This is a genomic window from Paenibacillus nicotianae, from assembly GCF_042681745.1.
GTDB classification, from domain to species: Bacteria; Bacillota; Bacilli; order Paenibacillales; family Paenibacillaceae; genus Saccharibacillus; species Saccharibacillus nicotianae.
In genome coordinates this window covers 153,420-169,213 of record NZ_JBHUGF010000014.1, presented here as the reverse complement: position 1 = coordinate 169,213, position 15,794 = coordinate 153,420, and the positions used below count along the sequence as shown (strand labels likewise).

General features: G+C 40.6%; 15 protein-coding genes and 8 tRNA genes. All 23 read left to right on the top strand.

The annotated features are described in order from the left end of the window. The first annotated feature begins 109 nt into the window (after window positions 1-109). The 23 genes from ACFSGI_RS23235 (at window position 110) to hisIE (ending at window position 15,783) form a co-directional block, all read left to right on the top strand. Window positions 110-201, top strand: a tRNA-Ser gene (locus tag ACFSGI_RS23235). Between the two features lie 60 nt (window positions 202-261). After that, a tRNA-Met gene (locus ACFSGI_RS23230) sits at window positions 262-338 on the top strand. Between the two features lie 10 nt (window positions 339-348). Further along, a tRNA-Val gene (locus ACFSGI_RS23225) sits at window positions 349-424 on the top strand. A gap of 6 nt (window positions 425-430) precedes the next feature. Further along, window positions 431-506: transfer RNA gene (locus ACFSGI_RS23220), tRNA-Thr, on the top strand. Between the two features lie 26 nt (window positions 507-532). Next, window positions 533-608, top strand: a tRNA-Asp gene (locus ACFSGI_RS23215). A gap of 37 nt (window positions 609-645) precedes the next feature. Further along, window positions 646-721: transfer RNA gene (locus ACFSGI_RS23210), tRNA-Phe, on the top strand. Between the two features lie 16 nt (window positions 722-737). Then, window positions 738-822: transfer RNA gene (locus tag ACFSGI_RS23205), tRNA-Tyr, on the top strand. A gap of 25 nt (window positions 823-847) precedes the next feature. After that, window positions 848-920, top strand: a tRNA-Lys gene (locus tag ACFSGI_RS23200). Between the two features lie 155 nt (window positions 921-1,075). After that, window positions 1,076-2,245: a PucR family transcriptional regulator gene (locus tag ACFSGI_RS23195; RefSeq protein WP_379284559.1), complete on the top strand. Its 1,170-nt coding sequence runs from the start codon at window positions 1,076-1,078 to the stop codon at window positions 2,243-2,245. A gap of 291 nt (window positions 2,246-2,536) precedes the next feature. Then, complete coding sequence (locus ACFSGI_RS23190; RefSeq protein ID WP_069325845.1) at window positions 2,537-3,667, top strand: ABC transporter ATP-binding protein; 1,131 nt, start codon at window positions 2,537-2,539, stop codon at window positions 3,665-3,667. A gap of 361 nt (window positions 3,668-4,028) precedes the next feature. After that, entirely contained in the window at window positions 4,029-4,967 is a 939-nt protein-coding gene (gene hprK, locus ACFSGI_RS23185; RefSeq protein WP_204826883.1) for an HPr(Ser) kinase/phosphatase, read from the top strand. Between the two features lie 12 nt (window positions 4,968-4,979). Beyond that, window positions 4,980-6,029: a prolipoprotein diacylglyceryl transferase gene (gene lgt / locus ACFSGI_RS23180; RefSeq protein ID WP_204826884.1), complete on the top strand. Its 1,050-nt coding sequence runs from the start codon at window positions 4,980-4,982 to the stop codon at window positions 6,027-6,029. Between the two features lie 7 nt (window positions 6,030-6,036). Continuing rightward, a complete protein-coding gene (ppaX, locus tag ACFSGI_RS23175; RefSeq protein WP_204826885.1) occupies window positions 6,037-6,690 on the top strand; it encodes a pyrophosphatase PpaX in 654 nt (217 codons plus the stop codon). After that, window positions 6,687-7,220: an acyltransferase gene (locus ACFSGI_RS23170; protein ID WP_204826886.1), complete on the top strand. Its 534-nt coding sequence runs from the start codon at window positions 6,687-6,689 to the stop codon at window positions 7,218-7,220. Before ppaX ends, ACFSGI_RS23170 begins: the two co-directional genes overlap by 4 nt. 124 nt (window positions 7,221-7,344) lie before the next feature. Continuing rightward, window positions 7,345-8,559 (top strand): acyltransferase, encoded by a 1,215-nt coding sequence (locus ACFSGI_RS23165; protein WP_204826887.1) that lies wholly within the window; start codon window positions 7,345-7,347, stop codon window positions 8,557-8,559. A 311-nt stretch (window positions 8,560-8,870) separates the two neighbouring features. Continuing rightward, window positions 8,871-10,073 (top strand): ATP phosphoribosyltransferase regulatory subunit, encoded by a 1,203-nt coding sequence (locus ACFSGI_RS23160; RefSeq protein ID WP_204826888.1) that lies wholly within the window; start codon window positions 8,871-8,873, stop codon window positions 10,071-10,073. 45 nt (window positions 10,074-10,118) lie between these two features. Then, on the top strand, window positions 10,119-10,760 hold the full coding sequence (gene hisG, locus ACFSGI_RS23155; protein WP_204826889.1) for an ATP phosphoribosyltransferase: 642 nt from the start codon (window positions 10,119-10,121) through the stop codon (window positions 10,758-10,760). 86 nt (window positions 10,761-10,846) lie between these two features. Next, a complete protein-coding gene (hisD, locus tag ACFSGI_RS23150; protein WP_204826890.1) occupies window positions 10,847-12,130 on the top strand; it encodes a histidinol dehydrogenase in 1,284 nt (427 codons plus the stop codon). 60 nt (window positions 12,131-12,190) lie between these two features. Further along, window positions 12,191-12,796, top strand: coding sequence for an imidazoleglycerol-phosphate dehydratase HisB (hisB, locus tag ACFSGI_RS23145; protein WP_204826891.1), 606 nt, complete (start codon window positions 12,191-12,193; stop codon window positions 12,794-12,796). Window positions 12,797-12,799: 3 nt separating this feature from the next. Further along, window positions 12,800-13,426, top strand: a complete 627-nt coding sequence (hisH, locus tag ACFSGI_RS23140; RefSeq protein ID WP_204826892.1) for an imidazole glycerol phosphate synthase subunit HisH — start codon at window positions 12,800-12,802, stop codon at window positions 13,424-13,426. Between the two features lie 104 nt (window positions 13,427-13,530). After that, entirely contained in the window at window positions 13,531-14,262 is a 732-nt protein-coding gene (gene hisA / locus ACFSGI_RS23135) for a 1-(5-phosphoribosyl)-5-[(5-phosphoribosylamino)methylideneamino]imidazole-4-carboxamide isomerase (RefSeq protein WP_204826893.1), read from the top strand. 28 nt (window positions 14,263-14,290) lie between these two features. Beyond that, a complete protein-coding gene (gene hisF, locus ACFSGI_RS23130; RefSeq protein WP_204826894.1) occupies window positions 14,291-15,049 on the top strand; it encodes an imidazole glycerol phosphate synthase subunit HisF in 759 nt (252 codons plus the stop codon). Beyond that, window positions 15,046-15,783, top strand: coding sequence for a bifunctional phosphoribosyl-AMP cyclohydrolase/phosphoribosyl-ATP diphosphatase HisIE (gene hisIE / locus ACFSGI_RS23125; protein ID WP_204826895.1), 738 nt, complete (start codon window positions 15,046-15,048; stop codon window positions 15,781-15,783). Before hisF ends, hisIE begins: the two co-directional genes overlap by 4 nt. Window positions 15,784-15,794 lie beyond the last annotated feature (11 nt).

The following is a 15,794-nucleotide window of genomic DNA, read 5'->3' as shown; positions in this document are numbered from 1 at the left end:
CAATACTAATCGGTCGAGGGCTTATCCAATCAAGCTAACACGCGATGGTTTTCGTTTTCGGATTCAGTTTTCAGGGAGCAACTAACCTGTCTGTATATGATTTAATATTGGAGAGATACCCAAGTGGCTATAAGGGGACCCTCTGCTAAGGGGTTAGACTGCGTTAGCGGTGCGAGGGTTCGAATCCCTCTCTCTCCGCCACTAGAACTTATTTATAATTTCTTAGTGGATAGCAATTCATAACGATTGGTTTTTAAATGTGGCGGTGTAGCTCAGCTGGCTAGAGCGTACGGTTCATACCCGTGAGGTCGGGGGTTCGATTCCCTTCGCCGCTACCATACATATCCTGGAGATTTAGCTCAGCTGGGAGAGCATCTGCCTTACAAGCAGAGGGTCGGCGGTTCGATCCCGTCAATCTCCACCACCATATGCCGGTGTAGCTCAGTTGGTAGAGCAACTGACTTGTAATCAGTAGGTCGGGGGTTCAAATCCTCTCGCCGGCACCATTTTTATTTCAACGTATTATAACCCTGGAACCGTGGTGTAGGGGTTAACATGCCTGCCTGTCACGCAGGAGATCGCGGGTTCAAATCCCGTCGGTTCCGCCATTTTTTTAATTAAATAAAATGTAATGAATACAAGTATGGCTCGGTAGCTCAGTCGGTAGAGCAGAGGACTGAAAATCCTCGTGTCGGCGGTTCGATTCCGTCCCGAGCCACCATTTTTTTGTTCATTATGGAGGCTTAGCGAAGTGGCCAAACGCAGCAGACTGTAAATCTGTTCTCTCCGAGTTCGGTGGTTCGAATCCATCAGCCTCCACCAGTTTTATTTACGTTAAACTTAATATGAGTCATTAGCTCAGTCGGTAGAGCACCTGACTTTTAATCAGGGTGTCGAAGGTTCGAGCCCTTCATGACTCATCATATGAAAAAGCATCTTGCTACTAAGCAAGGTGCTTTTTGTTTTGCCTGCTTTTTTGTATAATTTGATGGAGTACACTTATTCTATTTATTACTGATCATCATTATCGGGTAGCTATCAATGTACGATTCTAGCTATGGAAGGAATTTCTGATATGAATTGGGATACATTAAAAGAACATATTGAATCAATCATAGATTACCGTATTGAACAACAGTCTGTGGCTTTGAAAGATTGGGAAATGGATACGCATCGAGTAAGTTTAGAAGAAAATGGATGGATTGTTGTTAAGCAGGAGCTTGATGTTGTTACGTTATGGCAGATTCAATCGAAGGCTATTTCTTTAAACGTCTCTAGTACTTCCAAAAATTTAGAAGATCCACTAGATAGTAATCATCAACATGTTATACGTAAGCTTAGATCATTGTTAGAGTTATTATTGCCTACATTTACAGCATCTATGGGTACGGCAAGTCAGCCTTCTTCGTTATCTATTCGTGAACAAGGAATACAACAGTTAAGTGATTGGATGATTGAGCAGCTAGCAAAGGGACAGTTCAAAGCGAATATACCTGATGGGTATCTTCTAAAAGAAAGGTTAACCAGTTCGATGATTCCTTTTTTATTAGTTGCGGATAGTCTTCAGGCTGGTGTACTTGCAACGAAAGAGTTAGAGAAATTATTGTATAGCTACTTTGGGGGAGAAGTGTTGTTATTACCATTGTCTGCAAATGAATGGTTTATTCTGACGAATCGTGAATTGATAGAAGACAGCTCTGATCTCAAGCAAAGTAATAGTCGGGATTCTAATGTAGAGATTGAAGATACAGAAGAAGATGTACTGATGGATTTTTCGTTGGGATTGTATGAGTTGATTGCGAGTGAATGGGTAGGTATATTCCATATTGGAGTGTCCAAGCCTATTATTCCTAGTGAAAAATTATTATCCGAAGTTTCTTTATTGAAGGAAACGGTCGCTTTGGGTAGATTATTTCATGTGAAAGATCATATTCATCTTCCTTGGGAATTGTCTTTGGAACGTTTACTGTATCGGATTCCTGATGAGGATCGTGCTGATTTTGTAGCTAGAGCTGATCGTTATTCCGATATGTTAGAGGATGAGGAAACAGTAGCAACCTTAGAAACGTTTTTCAAAATGGATTGCAATGTTAGTGAGACAGCAAAGCAATTGTATATTCATCGGAATACGTTATTGTATCGTCTGGACAAAATCAAACAAGAGACTGAGTTGGATGTCAGAAAGTTTGAAGATGCTGTTTTGATGAAGTTAACACTACTATTGTATAAAGTGACAAAAAGCTGACGAATTTTTTGTGTAGTTTGTCGATAGATGTCTAAGCGCGATTAGGGTAAGATAATAATAGAAAAAGAAATCGGTTACATAGGCGATCGTATCCCCTTCGCAGCCGTAATTCATAGTTGATTTACGATTGAGATAAACTATAACTTCTACAATGATGTTGTAAGTTTAACTCCATATAGTAGATCAGACTAGGGATTGATCAAAACATATGGTTTGTTGACCGTATGCTGAGAAGCTTAGTTATTATTTTACTTATAACAATTACATTCATATTTTAGGGAGGCTATTATTATGGCAGGCGTACGCTTAGAACACATTTTCAAAAAATATCCGGGTTCTGACAAAGCAACAGTTATCGACGTTAATTTGGATATCAAGGATAAAGAGTTCCTAGTATTGGTTGGACCTTCTGGTTGTGGTAAATCGACAACTCTTCGTATGATCGCTGGTCTGGAAGAAATTTCAGAAGGTAAATTGTACATTGGCGATCGCGTTGTTAACGACGTAGCTCCAAAAGACCGCGATATCGCGATGGTATTCCAATCTTACGCGTTGTACCCTCATATGGATGTATATTCTAATATGGCGTTTGGTTTGAAATTGCGTAAAGTGAAAAAAGATGAAATCGAAAAACGTGTACGTGAAGCAGCTAAAATTCTCGATATCGAGCATTTGCTAGATCGTAAACCAAAAGCACTTTCTGGTGGTCAACGTCAGCGTGTTGCTTTGGGACGTGCGATTGTCCGTGATCCTCAAGTCTTCTTGATGGATGAGCCTCTTTCTAACTTGGATGCTAAACTTCGTGGTCAGATGCGTGCTGAGATTACTAAACTAGCTAAACGTCTGCAAACGACTGTTATCTATGTAACGCATGATCAGATCGAAGCAATGACAATGGGTGATCGTATCGTTGTTATGAAAGATGGTATTATTCAACAAGCGGCTTCTCCAGAAGAATTGTACAATCATCCACGTAATATGTTCGTAGCGGGCTTTATTGGTTCTCCTACAATGAACTTTATCCGTGGTACATTGTCCGAAAAATCTGGTGGTCTAACATTCAGCGCTGCTGGTGTTGAACTAGCTATCCCTGGTGGTAAAGCACAAATCTTGAAAGACCAAGGATTCACAGGTAAAGAAGTGATTCTGGGTGTTCGTCCAGAAGATATTCATGAAGAGCCTGTATTCTTAGAAGCTTCTCCGGCTACTGCTTTTACTGCTAAAGTAGATGTATCTGAGAACTTGGGTCATGAAATGTTGCTATACTTGAGCGGTGTAGGTACAGATACTGTTGTTGCTCGTGTTGATGGACGTTCCACTACTCGTGATAACGCTACAGCAACGATGGCAATTGATATGAACAAAGTTCATATTTTTGATACAGAATCTCAAGATAACTTGTTCTACACAGATCCTTCTTAATTCGTTACACTATGTAACGGAAGAGGTTCTAACTGAACATTTGATAAAAGACTTACTTATTCTGGTTTCGATCAGAAAGGTAAGTCTTTTTTTATGATAAAATGGTCATATTCGTCAATAGACGAATCGCATAGCAAACGTCTGAAATAATCGGTACAATAGTAAGCGAATATGCCAATATAATTGATTTAACTAGCATTTTCTATTACGATGGGTACATTGGACATATTATGTACAGTGCGGAAAAAGATGGTTTGTGAAAAATCTATCTTTTTGGCGATAATCGTTTGGCTTTAGATAATGAATCACATAGAATACACAATACAGGATAAGCAACCTACTTAGAGAAAGGAAGAACAGAATGGCCAAACATGTGAAAGTTTCAGAATTGGTACAAATGTTCCAGCTTGAAGTTGTATCTGGAGGACTTGGTTTAAAACGAAAAATTACTGTAGATGATCTGAATCGACCTGGATTAGAGATGGCAGGATATTTTGAATACTATCCTACAGAACGTGTACAGATTCTAGGTAGAACCGAGCTTGCGTTTTTTAAAATGCTTACGCATGAAGAAAAAGCAGATCGTATGAAGCGTCTTTGTAATGATGAGACTCCTTGTCTTGTGATTACACGTGGACTTGAAGTACCCGAGGAACTGATCGAAAGTAGTGAAGAGCATAATGTTCCGGTACTTCGTAGCAATCTAGCGACTACTATTTTATCAAGCCGGATTACAGGCTTTTTGGAGAAAAAATTAGCACCAACTGCGACAATTCATGGCGTATTGGTAGACCTGTATGGTGTAGGGATGCTAATTACAGGTAGTAGTGGTATCGGTAAAAGTGAGACAGCTCTAGAATTGGTGAAACGCGGGCATCGCTTGATTGCCGATGATGCGGTAGAAATTCGTCAAACTTCTGATAATCAACTTCATGGTACGGCGCCTGAATTGATTCGCCATTTACTTGAGATTCGTGGAGTAGGTATTATCAATGTGATGACATTGTTCGGTGCGGGTGCGATTCGTAACAACAAACGAATTACTTTGGTAGTCCGTCTAGAAGCATGGCAACAAGACAAGCAGTATGATCGTATTGGCTTGGATGAAGAAACAACCCGTATTATCGATACAGATGTACCTCTAGTTACGATTCCAGTTCGTCCAGGGCGAAATTTAGCTGTTATTATTGAAGTGGCGGCGATGAACTTCCGCTTAAAACGTATGGGTTATAATGCAGCATTGCAATTTACTCATAAATTAACAGAGACAATTGCTGAAGATCTCGACGAACTGGATTAAGGAGAGTGCTGTATGGGGACATCATTAATTAACCCGATTGCTTTCTCAATCGGAGCGCTTCAGGTGCATTGGTATGGGTTGATTTTGGGTACCGGCGCATTAGTCGGGTTATTGTTATTAATTCGTGAAGGACGTCGATTCGGGATTCCGCAAGAATTTTTTATGGATCTGGTGCTGTTCGGTGTGCCTTCCGCTATTATTGCTGCACGTATTTATTATGTTGCTTTCCGTTGGCCGGATTATCGAGATAACTTATGGGATGTCTTTAAAATCTGGAATGGCGGTATCGCTATATATGGTGCATTAATCGGTTCTATTATTTGTGCGATTATTTATACGCGTAAAAAAGGATATAGCTTCTGGCGAATTATCGATTTATGTGCACCTTATTTACTTGTTGGACAAGCGATTGGGCGTTGGGGGAATTTCGTCAATCAGGAAGCTTATGGCGGGCCGGTTGAGGAATCTTTTTTAAGAGGCAATTTGCATTTACCTGATTTTATCGTGAATCAAATGAATGTCAATGGTGTATTCCATCATCCTACATTTTTGTATGAATCGTTATGGAATCTTGTTGGTGTGATTGTACTTTGTGTATTACGTCGTCGCGCATTTGTACGTAGCGGTGAAATCTTTTTCTCTTACTTGATCTGGTACGGCATCGGGCGTTTCTTTATTGAAGCACTTCGTACAGATAGTCTTACTTTTGAAGGCCCACAATGGTTAGTTGCTATCGTGAATGGTCTTTGGACTCCAATGACGTGGTTTGGCTTTCAACAAGGAGCGATCGAACCAGGATACGGAAATATTCGAGTATCACAGTTGTTGTCGCTTGTATTGATTATAGCGGCGATTCTATTGATAATTATTCGTCGTCGTGCTGGTCTAGCGAAAGAACATTATAGCGATCCGATCGTGTCGTCTAAAGTAGCACAACATGAATTGGTTACGGATCATGATACAACTACAGGATCTTCAGTGCCTACGGTAGATGCATCTTCTTCTAGAGATAGACATGAGCTGAAAAAAGAAGATGCGATTCACAATGAACGCAAGGAGTAGTGAATGTATGATTGATACTGTTTTATTGGATTTGGATGGAACGATTGTAGATACGAATGAGTTGATTATTTCTTCATTTATTAACACATTAGAAAGTAATGGATTGGCTCCATTGACGAGAGAGCAGATTATCCCGCATATGGGATTAACATTGGAACAACAACTGCGCGCTTTTTCAGGTGTAGATGATGTTACTTCTTATGTTACTGCTTATCGTGAATATAGTGCGATTCATCATGATACGATGGTGGCTCCTTTTCCAGAAGTCACCGAAGTATTAACACGTCTTCAAGCAGCAGGCATTAAGCTAGGGGTAGTGACTACAAAAATTCGCCCGAATACGCTTAAAGTGTTAGAAATGTTTGAATTGGATCGATTTATGGATGTGATCATTACGCAGGATGATGTTGAACACACCAAACCGCATCCGCAACCGATTGAACGTGCTATGGAAGCTCTTGGTTCTTCTCCTGAGCGTACATTAATGGTGGGAGATAGTCCTGCCGATTTGCAGTCTGCCTCCGCAGCAGGTGTGATGTCAGCGGCTGTAGCCTGGTCTCTTAAAGGCGAAGAAGAACTATCCAAGTATCATCCACAGTATATTTTGCATACGATGAGTGATTTGTATGAACTGGTGCTAGGCGATACGGTCGATCGATGAGAAAGACCGAGCGTTTTCCTGTCAAAGAGGGACCTAATGCCTTGCGTCAAATTTATCGCACAGTCAGCCCGTGGAAAGGCGTTCGGAACTTTATATGTATTCAAGCAGCGCGGTATTGTCCAGTCTTGGAATGGAAAAACTGGATTTACCGCCACTTGCTACATATGGAAGTGGGTAAAGATACGGCTTTTGGATTGATGGTGATGGTAGATGTCTTTTTCCCAGAAAAAATAAAGATAGGAACGAATACGGTAATTGGATACAACACAACGATTCTTGCTCATGAATATCTGATTCGTGAATACCGATTAGGCAATGTTATCATTGGTGATGAAGTGATGATTGGTGCAAATAGTACTATTTTGCCAGGTGTAACAATTGGCGATGGAGCAGTGGTTGCAGCAGGATCAGTCGTACATACAGATGTAGCCGCAGGTACATTTGTTGGTGGGAATCCTTTACGCGTATTAACACGTCGCAGTCCTGAACATACTGTAGAGCTTACAAATGATGAAGATTTATTGCACTAAATAGTTGTAAATGAGCGTTGTGGTACAAGGAGGCAATCTTTTTGGACTTGTTCGGGAACAGGATAAGCCGAAATTTTGCATCATATAGATGTACCATTTTAAAGAATAAGGGGATGCTTTTACATTGAATCAAATAAAGAAGGAACGGCTGACACAGCTTGATTTCTTCCGTGCGATTGCCATTATTGGGGTACTGCATGTTCATTCTACATCGGTGGCAACGACAGAAGCGATGAATACGTCGATTTATTATTTATTTAACTTTTTGAATATTTTCTTTAAATACGGAACACCTTCATTTATCTTTTTAAGTAGTTTTGTATTGTTTTATAATTACTATGACAGACCTCTTACAGGCAAATTAATCGGGAGCTTTTACAAAAAAAGAATGCTCTATATTTTGTTGCCGTATGTTTTGATATCGGCTTTATATTTCTGGTATAAGCTTGCTCAGCGTGGTCAATTGGATGATCCGTCTATGCAATTGTTAGGCGATTACTGGTATGCGATCACTCATGGTTCGGCGTATACACATCTGTATTTTGTATTTATCAGTGTGCAGTTTTATCTGTTATTTCCGATTATGCTTGCTTTGCTAAAAAGTCAGCGTTGGGTAGCACGCTTTGCGATTCCGATCGGACTTGCATTACAGTGGGGATTCGTGATCTGGAATAAATACGATCTGCATTATGCCACAAAAGGCAGTCTGGCGATTTCATATTTTTCTTATTATATGATGGGAGCGTTTGTAGCGATTTATTTCAAACCTTTCCGCGGATGGCTGATGAGCAAATGGACAGATATGTCAGAAAAGCAACGAGTCAGCACGATATTGTTGTGGGGAAGCTGGCTGGTCACCGGATTGATCTATGTTCAAATCTGGTATGATGCTCGGATGACCAATGAATGGTTAGATTCGTTAGTGTATGAACTGATGTGGAATGTATATACGATGTTATCTTCATTAGTATTGCTTCATTCAGCTTTTATACTAAATCGAATAGCTCCAAAATGGATACTGGCGATATTGCGTCGCTTGGGAGAATTATCATTTGCTATTTATTTAGTACATCCATTTATACTGGCTTACTATCGTGATACAAGAGAATATCTTACTCTGGGCACATTAGGTTACTTTGTCTGGATCTATGGCGGTATGTTATGTGCTTTGATTATTTCGGCTGTAATTGTGCAGATGGTATTTAGAAGAGTATCGTTCTCATGGATATTGTTAGGCAGTATTCCAGCTTCATTATCTGGACGACACAAAAACAAAAAACAAGCCAAAGTGAATAGTCGGACAACCAAAACAGATGCTTTAAAAAGACCAAGCCCTTAAAGTTGTTACGACATGATTCATATAAAAATAGAATATGAAAAACCACCTTTATATATAGAGGTGGTTTTTTTATTTTCCGGGAAATAATTAGAGATATAGTTAGCATCGGTTAGTTAGGTGACAGGTATGGTTAATGATACAATTAGAAATATAAAAATGAACTAAACACATCAACTTTGTGATTAATGCTAACAGGTATAGTTGCGTTGACGGTCGATATCGATTTATGTTATTATATCAAATATCCTTTACTTTATTAGCAAAGTAACACTTTAAAGCGTTAAAATATTGATCAATTAGAGGTGACTGTTTTGTCCAAGCCCAAAGGATTTGAAAAGCCCGCAGGTGTACGTGATTATCTACCGCATGTTGTATCCAAATTGCGCCATATTGAACGCAATGTATTGGACTGCATGTCAGAGTGGGGCTACCGTCAGATTATAACGCCTACAATGGAATATTATGATACGGTGGGTGTAGCTAGTTCTACATCAGACCGCAAACTATATAAAATGTTAAATAACCGTGGAACAACAATGGTGTTGCGTTCTGATATGACGACACCAATCGCTCGGGTAATGGGTTCTCTTTTAAAAGAAGAATCATTGCCTGTGCGTTTGTCTTATCATGCTAATGTATTTCGTTCGATTGAAGAAGAAGCAGGACGAGAAACAGAATTTTTTCAAACAGGTGCTGAATTAGTCGGAAATGATTCGGCTGAAGGCGATGCTGAGGTGATTGCACTGGCGATTGCTTCATTACAAGCCGCAGGTGTAGAAACATTCAAAATTTCGCTCGGACATGTTGGATTTTTGACAGGATTGTTGGAAGAAGTATTACCTGACAAAATCATCGAACAAGAAGCGTTAAAAGAAACATTACTTAATCGAGATTTCGTAGGATTTCGTGAGCGGTTATCTCATTTCCAATTATCCATAGAGCAGCGTCAAGAACTAGAAGGATTACTTCGTCTACGTGGGGCTCAAGATATCTGCCTGCAAGCGACAGCATTAAGTAGTAATCCACGAGCGATTGCTTCGATTCAGCATTTGTGCAAAGTATGGGAAGTGCTAGAAGCTTATGGCGTCTCTGAGCATGTCATGATCGATTTAACGATGATTGGCGACTTTTCTTATTATACAGGAATGGTATTTGAGGGATATGCAGCAGAGCTTGGATTCCCTGTATGTAGTGGCGGTCGCTATGATAATCTGCTTACTCAATTTGGACGAGCTGTGACTGCTACAGGATTTGCTTTGAAAACAAATCGGATACTCGACGGAGTTAATCTTCTTTTACCCGTAGAAGAACCGCCTGTATTGATCGCTTATGATGTAAATAGTCGGCGCGAAGCATTTGCATATGCAACAGAACTTCGTCAGAAAGGTAAAATTGTGATTACGGAGCATATCGAAGCAACAGACAAGCTAGAATCGCCTACTCCGTCTGATTTATCAGCAGTGACGTATAGTCAGGTCATTCGCTTTACAGATGGGCAAGCCGTTACGGTATAAATATAAATAAGATACACAGTAAATAACAGGGAGATGTACCCTTCTATGACACAAATTCTTAAAGTTGCGATGCCAAAAGGGCGTATCTATAAAAAGGCAGCAGAGCTTTTTCGTAAAGCAGGAATTGAAGTTCCATTAGATGTTGATGATTCTCGTAAATTGATTGTGCAACTGCCTGAAGTAGGTATGGAATTTATTTTAGCCAAACCTGTTGATGTGCCGATCTATGTAGAACATGGTGTTGCTGATATCGGCATCGTTGGCAAAGATGTATTGATTGAAGAAAATCGAGATGTATACGAGTTATTAGATCTAGGGATTGCTCGGTGCCGAATGTCTGTTATTGGTCTTCCTGATTGGAAGCCAGGTATTCAGCAACGTGTAGCTACCAAATATCCTAATGTCGCTTCTCAATATTTCCGCGAGCATGGACAGCAAGTAGAAGTGATTAAATTAAATGGTTCGATTGAGCTTGCACCGATGATCGGTCTGGCTGATCGTATTGTCGATATGGTCGAAACAGGAGAAACATTACGCGAAAATGGATTGGTTGAAATGGAAACATTATTCGGTATCACCAGTCGATTGATTGCTAATCGTGTCAGTTACCGTATGAAAAATGAAGAAATTCAACAACTATGTGATCGACTGCAATTGGTGATTCCAGAGCCAGCTCTTCACCCATAAATAGATACTAACTGAATATCAAATATAACGATAAAAGACATCACTAAATGAACAGTAAGGGTAGGACGGATAAGGGGGAACGGATAGTGAAGATCGTATCTGCACAAGATTTTGATTTGCGAAGAGAAGTTGATTATGGATCGCCAGAGCAAAATGCGACAGTAAAGCAAATTGTTCAAGATATTAAGCACACTGGCGACCAAGCTTTGTTGCAATATACGAAGCAATTCGATGGAGCAGACCTAACAGCTAATTTACTTCGTGTGACCGATGAAGAATTGCAAGCGGCGTACCAAGAAGTAGAGCCTTCTTTTGTCCAAGCGATTACAGCGGCGGCTCATAATATTCGTCAATTTCATGAAAAGCAAAAACGTAACTCATGGATGGATCTACAACCGGATGGCAGTCTATTGGGGCAAATTATTCGTCCACTCAAACGTGTCGGTGTATATGTTCCCGGTGGTAAAGCGGCGTATCCTTCATCTGTATTGATGAATGTGATTCCAGCTCAAGTAGCAGGTGTACCCGAAATCGTGATGGTGACCCCTCCTTCTACAGGTGGTAAAGAAGGAATCAATCCGTATATTCTAGTGACTGCCGCCGAAGCAGGAGTGACCGAAATATATCGCGTAGGTGGCGCACAAGCGATAGCGGCACTTGCTTATGGTACTCAAAGTATAGAGCCGGTTGATAAAATCTGTGGACCTGGCAATATCTATGTTGCGCTAGCGAAGCGTGAAGTGTACGGTGTAGTCGATATTGATAGTATTGCTGGCCCCAGTGAAATTGTAGTGCTAGCAGATGAACATGCGAATCCTGCTTATATTGCGGCAGATCTATTGTCTCAAGCAGAACACGATGAAATGGCTTCTGCTATTCTTGTCACTTGCTCTGCGCAGATGGCGGCGGCTGTTGCTTCTGAAGTACAACAGCAATTGGAAACATTGCCCCGTCAAACGATTGCTAGTGCTTCGATCCAGAATCATGGAGCGATTATTGTGACAGAAACGATCGCAGAAGGTATTGATGTCGTTAATCGATTGGCTCCTGAGCATCTGGAAATTATGGTTGAACAACCGATGAACTATGTAGGCATGATCGAAAATGCAGGCGCGATTTTTCTCGGGAATTACAGTTCAGAGCCTGTAGGCGACTATTTTGCTGGACCCAATCATATTATTCCAACCAATGGAACAGCTCGCTTTTCTTCACCAGTCGATGTCGATGATTTTATTAAAAAATCGAGTATGATCTATTATAGTAAAGAAGCATTGCTTGCGAATGGAAACACGATTATGGAATTAGCACGTCATGAAGGATTAGAAGGTCATGCACGCGCAATCGCTATTCGTTTGGAACAAGAAGGTTAGATATTGATGAAATAGATAATGAAATGATCGATACTTAATGTGAATGCAGGAGGAATATGTATGTCAATCGAAAACCAAAGCACACGTCAAGCAGATGTTAGTCGTAAAACAAATGAAACCAATATTCAGCTTGCTTTTAACGTAGATGGAACAGGTATTTCTGAAATAGAGACAGATGTTCCTTTTTTAAATCATATGTTGGATTTGTTTACCAAGCATGGACATTTTGATCTGAATATCAAAGCACAAGGTGATATTGAGATTGATGATCATCATACGGTAGAAGATATCGGAATCTGTCTTGGACAAACGCTACGTGAGGCATTAGGCGATAAGCGTGGAATTAAGCGTTATAGTAGTGTATTTATTCCAATGGATGAAGCGTTGGCGCAGGTAGTGATTGATGTTAGCAATCGTCCTCATTTTGAGTATCGTGCGGAGTATCCTTCTTCTCAAGTAGGAAGTTTTCAAACAGAATTGGTACATGAATTTCTATGGAAATTTGCTTTGGAAGCACGTATTACCCTTCATGTAATTGTGCATTATGGGCAAAATACGCATCATATGATTGAAGCGATTTTCAAAGCATTAGGACGTGCTGTGGATGAAGCAACAACGATTGATCCACGTGTGACAGGAGTACCTTCTACGAAGGGAGTGCTATAACATATGGCGATCGCGATTGTTGATTATGGAATAGGCAATCTGCATAGTGTCAGCAAAGCGATTGAACGATTAGGCTATGAAGGTATAGTCACAGGTGATCGTGATGAGATTCTGAATGCAGAGGGTGTTATTTTACCGGGTGTAGGGGCTTTCGGCGACGCAATGAATCATATTCGCGAAGGCGGTATGGATCATATTGTTAATGAAGTCGCTAATAGCGGTAAGCCGTTATTAGGAATTTGTCTGGGGATGCAGTTATTGTTTACAGAAGGTGAAGAGCATGGTGTTCATCAAGGGTTAAACATTTTACCAGGCAAGGTCGTCAAGTTCGCAGACGAAGATTACAAAATTCCACATATGGGCTGGAATCGATTAGAGTATACACAACCGGATCATCCGTTAGTGCGTGATCTTTATAACGGTCATGTATATTTTGTTCATTCGTATCATGTTAAGCCAGATCATGCAGATGATCTGATTGCTGTGTGTGATTATGGACAACCTGTTACCGCGATTGTAGGACGAGATAATGTATATGGCATGCAATTTCACCCTGAAAAAAGTGGTGAATTAGGTACATTGTTGTTGCGTAATTTCTTGGCATTGTGTACAGGGGAACGGGTAGAGTAATCATCATAACCATCATTCAAAAAAGTGATATTACAGAAAAGTATCATAATCGGTAGAACAATCCTTTTGTTAAAGGACTTATTATAATCAAGGGGGAAATCATATTGTCTTCTTTTACTATTTATCCTGCTATTGATATTCGAGGAGGTCGCTGTGTACGTTTAATTCAAGGCGACTATAATCAGGAAACTGTCTATAATGATGATCCTGTAGCTGTAGCTACTGATTTCACAGTAAAAGGAGCACAATATGTCCATCTTGTCGATTTGGATGGTGCCAAAGCAGGGCATCCGGTGAATCATGAGTTAATTGGTCGTATTGCTAATGCGGTGTCTGTACCTGTACAAGTGGGTGGTGGATTACGTACGCTAGCTGACGTAGAGACATTATTGAAGCTTGGGGTTAGTCGCGTTATTATCGGTACAGCAGCTATCGAAGATCGTGAATTTACAGAGTCTGTGTTAGGTACATACGGCAATCGTGTAGCAATCGGTATCGATGCTCGTAATGGATTGGTAGCGACTCGTGGCTGGTTAGAGACTTCAGAAGTGAAAGCAGAAGTGTTAGCGAAAGAATTAGCGGCTAAAGGAGCGGAAACGTTTATTTTTACCGATATTTCGCGTGATGGTATGATGCAAGGCCCTAATATCGATGCGATTGCTGCGATTGCTCAAGCTTCAGGTAAACAAGTGATTGCTTCTGGTGGTGTAACGGTATTGGATGATCTGGTGCAATTAGCCGCACGTCGCGAAGAAGGAATCAGTGGAGCGATCGTAGGCAAAGCTATCTATACAGGCAATATCGATCTGGAATTAGCATTACGTACGATTCAGTAAATGTTATCAAGCTTGAGGAGGACAAACCATGCTTGCAAAGCGTATTATTCCATGCCTTGATGTAAAAGAAGGGCGAGTTGTCAAAGGTGTGAATTTCATTAATCTGCGCGATGCAGGTGATCCGGTAGAATTAGCGGCTCTGTATGATCGGGAAGGTGCAGATGAGATTATATTTCTTGATATTTCGGCTTCGGTAGAAGGTCGGGAAACAATGATTGATGTGGTGCGTAGAACAGCAGGTGAAATATCGATTCCTTTTACAGTGGGTGGCGGTATATCCAAAGTCGAAGATATGAAAAATATTTTACGTGCCGGTGCAGATAAGATTGGAATCAATACAGCAGCAGTCTTGAATCCACAATTGATTAATGATGGTTCACAGCGATTCGGAGCGCAATGTATTGTAGTTGCTGTAGATGCGAAATTCAACCCGGAATGGGGCGAGTGGGAAGTCTATACTCATGGAGGACGCAAGCCGACAGGTATTCGTGCAATCGCATGGATCAAAGAAGCGGAACAACGTGGAGCAGGCGAAATTCTATTGACGAGTATGGATGCCGATGGAACCAAAGATGGATTTGATATCGATCTAACTTCGGCGGTTTCTGAAGCAGTAAATATTCCGATTATTGCGTCAGGTGGAGCAGGTACATCAGAGCATTTCTATGATGTATTTACAAAAGGTAAAGCTGATGCAGGGCTAGCCGCTACTATTTTTCATTACAAAGAAATCGGTATTCCTGAACTTAAAAATCAGTTGAAAGACAAAGGAGTGGAGATTCGATGAGTGGATCTGATTTTCAACATGAGATTATTCATCAGTCTTTATCCTGGGAACAACTGGTGGCAAATATTAAATGGGATACCGATGGGCTTGTACCTGCGATTGTACAGGATCAGGATAGTAAGCAAGTATTGATGATGGCTTATATGAATCAAGAGTCATTAAAGCGCTCGTTAGACTCTCAAGAGACATGGTTCTGGAGCCGTTCCCGTCAAGAATACTGGCATAAAGGTGGAACATCAGGGAATACGCAACAGATTACATCATTGTCGTATGATTGTGATGGAGATACATTGTTAGTTATGGTTCATGCAAATGGTCCTGCTTGCCATACAGGCAGAATAAGCTGTTTCTATAATGAGGTGAATGAAGTGGATAATCAATCAACATTTAATAATAATGAACAACCAAGTACAACTCCATTGGATTCTGGAAAAGATCGATTTGCGATTTTGGCAGAATTAGAGCAAATGATCGCCGATCGTGACCGCGATCGTCCAGAAGGAGCATACACTACTTATCTTTTTGAAAAAGGGATCGACAAAATTTTGAAAAAAGTAGGCGAAGAAACGGCCGAAACGATTATCGCTGCCAAAAATCAAGATAATGATGAACTTCGCTATGAAGTCAGCGATCTGATTTATCATCTATTGGTATTGTTGCAAGAGCGTAAATTGCCTTTGGATGATGTACTGGCTGAACTGGATCGCCGTCATGAGCGTCCACGTAAAGACTAAGAGCGGAGGCG